Origin of the sequence: Cellulomonas bogoriensis 69B4 = DSM 16987, assembly GCF_000767165.1 — a bacterium.
Taxonomy (GTDB): domain Bacteria; phylum Actinomycetota; class Actinomycetes; order Actinomycetales; family Cellulomonadaceae; genus Actinotalea; species Actinotalea bogoriensis.
In genome coordinates this window covers 1-3,584 of the sequence record NZ_AXCZ01000221.1, presented here as the reverse complement: position 1 = coordinate 3,584, position 3,584 = coordinate 1, and the positions used below count along the sequence as shown (strand labels likewise).

General features: G+C 74.7%; 4 protein-coding genes, 1 pseudogene and 1 riboswitch. All 5 genes and pseudogenes read left to right on the top strand.

Annotation, left to right across the window (positions count from 1 at the left end; translation table 11 throughout):
* Positions 1-526 (top strand): annotated as a pseudogene (locus N869_RS13625) (rRNA small subunit methyltransferase B); the annotation flags it as partial.
* Between the two features lie 34 nt (positions 527-560).
* Entirely contained in the window at positions 561-1,226 is a 666-nt protein-coding gene (gene rpe, locus N869_RS13620; RefSeq protein ID WP_035062466.1) for a ribulose-phosphate 3-epimerase, read from the top strand.
* An 11-nt stretch (positions 1,227-1,237) separates the two neighbouring features.
* A riboswitch (FMN riboswitch) is annotated at positions 1,238-1,377 on the top strand.
* 85 nt (positions 1,378-1,462) lie between these two features.
* Complete coding sequence (gene ribD / locus N869_RS13615) at positions 1,463-2,566, top strand: bifunctional diaminohydroxyphosphoribosylaminopyrimidine deaminase/5-amino-6-(5-phosphoribosylamino)uracil reductase RibD (protein WP_232229741.1); 1,104 nt, start codon at positions 1,463-1,465, stop codon at positions 2,564-2,566.
* Positions 2,566-3,183 (top strand): riboflavin synthase, encoded by a 618-nt coding sequence (locus N869_RS13610; protein WP_035062467.1) that lies wholly within the window; start codon positions 2,566-2,568, stop codon positions 3,181-3,183. Before ribD ends, N869_RS13610 begins: the two co-directional genes overlap by 1 nt.
* Positions 3,180-3,584: 3,4-dihydroxy-2-butanone-4-phosphate synthase (locus N869_RS13605; protein ID WP_035062465.1), on the top strand; the 405-nt coding region annotated here is incomplete at its 3' end. The genes N869_RS13610 and N869_RS13605, both read left to right, overlap by 4 nt.

Below are 3,584 nucleotides of genomic sequence, written 5' to 3'. Positions count from 1 at the left end.
CGCCACGGTCGTGGCCAACGAGCTGCAGCCGCACCGGGTGGACCTGGTGCGCGCCTCGGTCCGGGGGGTGCCGGACGGCACGGTGCAGGTCCGGCAGGGCGACGGGCGCAGCGTCGGTGAGGACGAGCCCCAGCTCTACGACCGCGTCCTGGTGGACGCACCCTGCACCGGACTGGGCGCGTTGCGTCGCCGCCCCGAGGCGCGGTGGCGACGACGCGCCGCTGACGTGGGCCCTTTGAGCGACCTGCAGCGTGAGCTGCTCACCTCGGCGATCGACGCCAGCCGGGTCGGTGGGGTGGTTGCGTACGTCACGTGCTCCCCGCACGTGGCCGAGACGGCACTGGTCGTCCGTGACGTCGTGCGTCGCCGCGGCGGCGCGGAGGTCCTGGACGCCCGCGACCCGGTGCGCGCCGTCGCGGGTCCCGACATCCCGCTGGGCGCGGGCCCCCACGTCCAGCTGTGGCCGCACGTCCACGGCACCGACGCGATGTTCGTCGCGCTGCTGCGCCGCACCGACGACCGGTGACGCCGGTCCCGCCCACAGGAGGAGCACAACACTGATGGACATGCTGATCGCGCCGAGCATCCTCTCCGCGGACTTCAGCGACCTGGGACGTGAGCTGGGCCGGGTGCCGAACGCGGACCTGGTGCACGTGGACGTCATGGACAACCACTTCGTGCCGAACATGACGCTCGGGCTTCCGGTGGTGCGTCGGCTGGTGGAGGTCAGCGACCGCCCGGTCGACGTGCACCTGATGATCGAGGACCCCGACCGGTGGGCGCCCGGGTTCGCCGAGGCCGGGGCAGCGTCCGTGACGTTCCACGCCGAGGCCACCTCCGCTCCCGTCCGCCTCGCACGGCAGCTGCGTGACCTCGGGTGCCGGGCCGGGGTGGCCCTGCGGCCGGCGAGCCCGGTCGAACCGTTCCTGGACCTCCTGGCCGAGATCGACATGGTGCTGGTCATGACGGTCGAGCCGGGGTTCGGGGGCCAGTCGTTCATCGAGGGCACCCTGCCCAAGGTCCGGCGCACCCGTGCCGCGATCGACGCGGGCGGCCACGACGTGTGGGTCCAGGTGGACGGCGGCGTGGACCCGGGCACGATCGGCCGCGTCGCGCAGGCGGGCGCCAACGTGTTCGTCGCGGGGTCGGCGGTCTACGGGACGGACGACCCCGCCGCTGCGGTCGACGAGCTGCGTCGGCTGGCGCGGTCCGCTGTGGCAGACTGAGCGCAGTACACGTACGTGCTCCGGGGTCGGTGAAAGTCCGAGCCGGCGGTGACAGTCCGCGACCCGGTGCGAGGCCTCACGGTCCCGCACCGGTTGACCTGGTGGAACTCCAGGACCGACGGTGAAAGTCCGGATGGGAGGAAGCACGTGACGCCGCACGGGTGATCCCGCGCGGCGTCGTCGCGCGCGGCGTCCCGCTGTGCCGTCCCCGGAGCCCTGGACAAGGGTGGTGAAGGATGAGGGTCGGCGAGGTCGAGGACCAGGCCATGCTGCGCGCCCTCGACCTGGCCGGACGCGGACCGGAGCACGGACCCAACCCTCGGGTCGGCTGCGTGCTCCTGAGCCCGGACGGTTCCGTCGTGGGCGAGGGGTGGCACCAGGGTGCCGGCACCCCCCACGCCGAGCCCGCCGCGGTCGCCGCGGCACGGGCCGCTGGACGGTCGACGGCGGGCACCACGGCCGTGGTGACGTTGGAGCCGTGCGACCACACCGGCCGGACCGGACCCTGCACCGAGGTCCTCCTCGACGCGGGCGTCGCACGGGTGGTCGTCGGCGTGGACGACTCGAACCCGGCCGCAGCCGGTGGGGCGGCACGGCTGCGCCGTGCCGGGGTCCACGTCACCGTCGGGGTCCGCCGCACCGAGGCCGCCGAGCTGGTGCACGTGTGGGCGACCGCGGTCCGGGCCGGCCGACCGTTCGTGACCCTCAAGACCGCGTCGTCCCTGGACGGCCGCGTGGCGGCCCGCGACGGGTCCAGCCGCTGGATCACCGGCCCCGAGTCCCGGGACCACGCCCACCGCACGCGGTCCACCGTGGACGCGATCGTCGTGGGCACGGGAACCGCCCTGGCCGACGACCCGTCGCTCACCGCCCGCCCCGGGGGGGAGGTCGCCGGTCACCAGCCGCTGCGCGTGGTCGTGGGCCACCGCGACGTGCCCCTCGGTGCCAGGTTGCGGGGACCGGGGGGAGAGCTGGTCCAGGTCCGCACCCACGACCCTGCCGAGGTGCTCGCCGAGCTCGCCCGCCGTGAGGTGCGCCACGCCCTGGTGGAGGGCGGGCCCACCCTCGCCTCGGCGTTCCTCGGCGCCGGGCTCGTCGACCAGCTGCACGCCTACCTCGCGCCGGTGCTCCTGGGCGCGGGCCCGACAGCACTGGGGGACATCGGGGTGGGCACCCTCACCCAGGCACCCCGACCCAGGACCGTCTCGACGGAGCGCCTGGGCGCCGACGTCCTGGTCGTGGCCCGGTTCGACCGGGACCGGCAGGGCGACCAGCACGACCACGCACGACGTGAGGACCGGTCCGGGTGGTCACCCGCGACCACGGAGGAGGAGAGCTGATGTTCACCGGAATCGTGGAGGAGATCGGCACCGTGGTGTCCGTCGAGCCGTGGGAGACCGACTCCCGGCTCACCCTGCGCGGCCCCGTGGTCGCCCCGGGCACCGCACCGGGCGCGTCCATCGCCGTGGACGGGGTGTGCCTGACCGTGACGGCCGTGGAGCCGGACGGCACGTTCACCGCCGACGTCATGCCCGAGACCCTGCGGCGCAGCACCCTGGGGGACCTCACCCCGGGTGACCGCGTCAACCTGGAGCGTGCGGTGCGGGCCGACGGCCGCCTGGACGGGCACCTCGTCCAGGGGCACGTGGACGGGGTCGCGACGCTCGTCTCCCGCGACCCGGGGGAGCGGTGGGACGACCTGGTCCTGGAGCTGCCCGAGCAGCTGGCCCGCTACGTGGCCGAGAAGGGGTCCGTCGCCGTCGCCGGCACGTCCCTGACCGTGACCACCGTGGCCGGGTCCAGGTTCGGCATCTCGCTCATCCCCACGACCCTGCAGGCCACGACCCTGGGTGCGCTCACCCCGGGGGACCGCGTGAACATCGAGGTGGACGTCATGGCCAAGTACGTCGAACGGCTCCTCGGCGTGGCCGCGGACCAGGACGGAGGACGGTCATGACGATCGTGCTCGGGAGCGTCGAGGACGCCCTGCGCGAGCTCGCCGCGGGACGTCCCGTCCTGGTGGCCGACTCCCCGGACCGGGAGAACGAGGCCGACGTCGTCCTCGCGGCGCAGTCCGCCACCCCGGAGTGGGTCGGGTGGACCATCCGGCACTCCTCGGGCTACCTGTGCGCCCCCATGCCCGCGGTGCGGGCCGACGCCCTCGAGCTGCCGTTGATGGTCCCGTTGAGCCAGGACCCGCGCCGGACCGCGTACACCGTCACCGTCGACGCCGCCGACGGCGTCACCACGGGAATCTCGGCGGAGGACCGCGCCCGGACGCTGCGCGTGCTGGCCGACCCGTCCGCCGGGCCGGGCGAGATCATCCGGCCGGGCCACGTGCTGCCGCTGCGGGCGGCC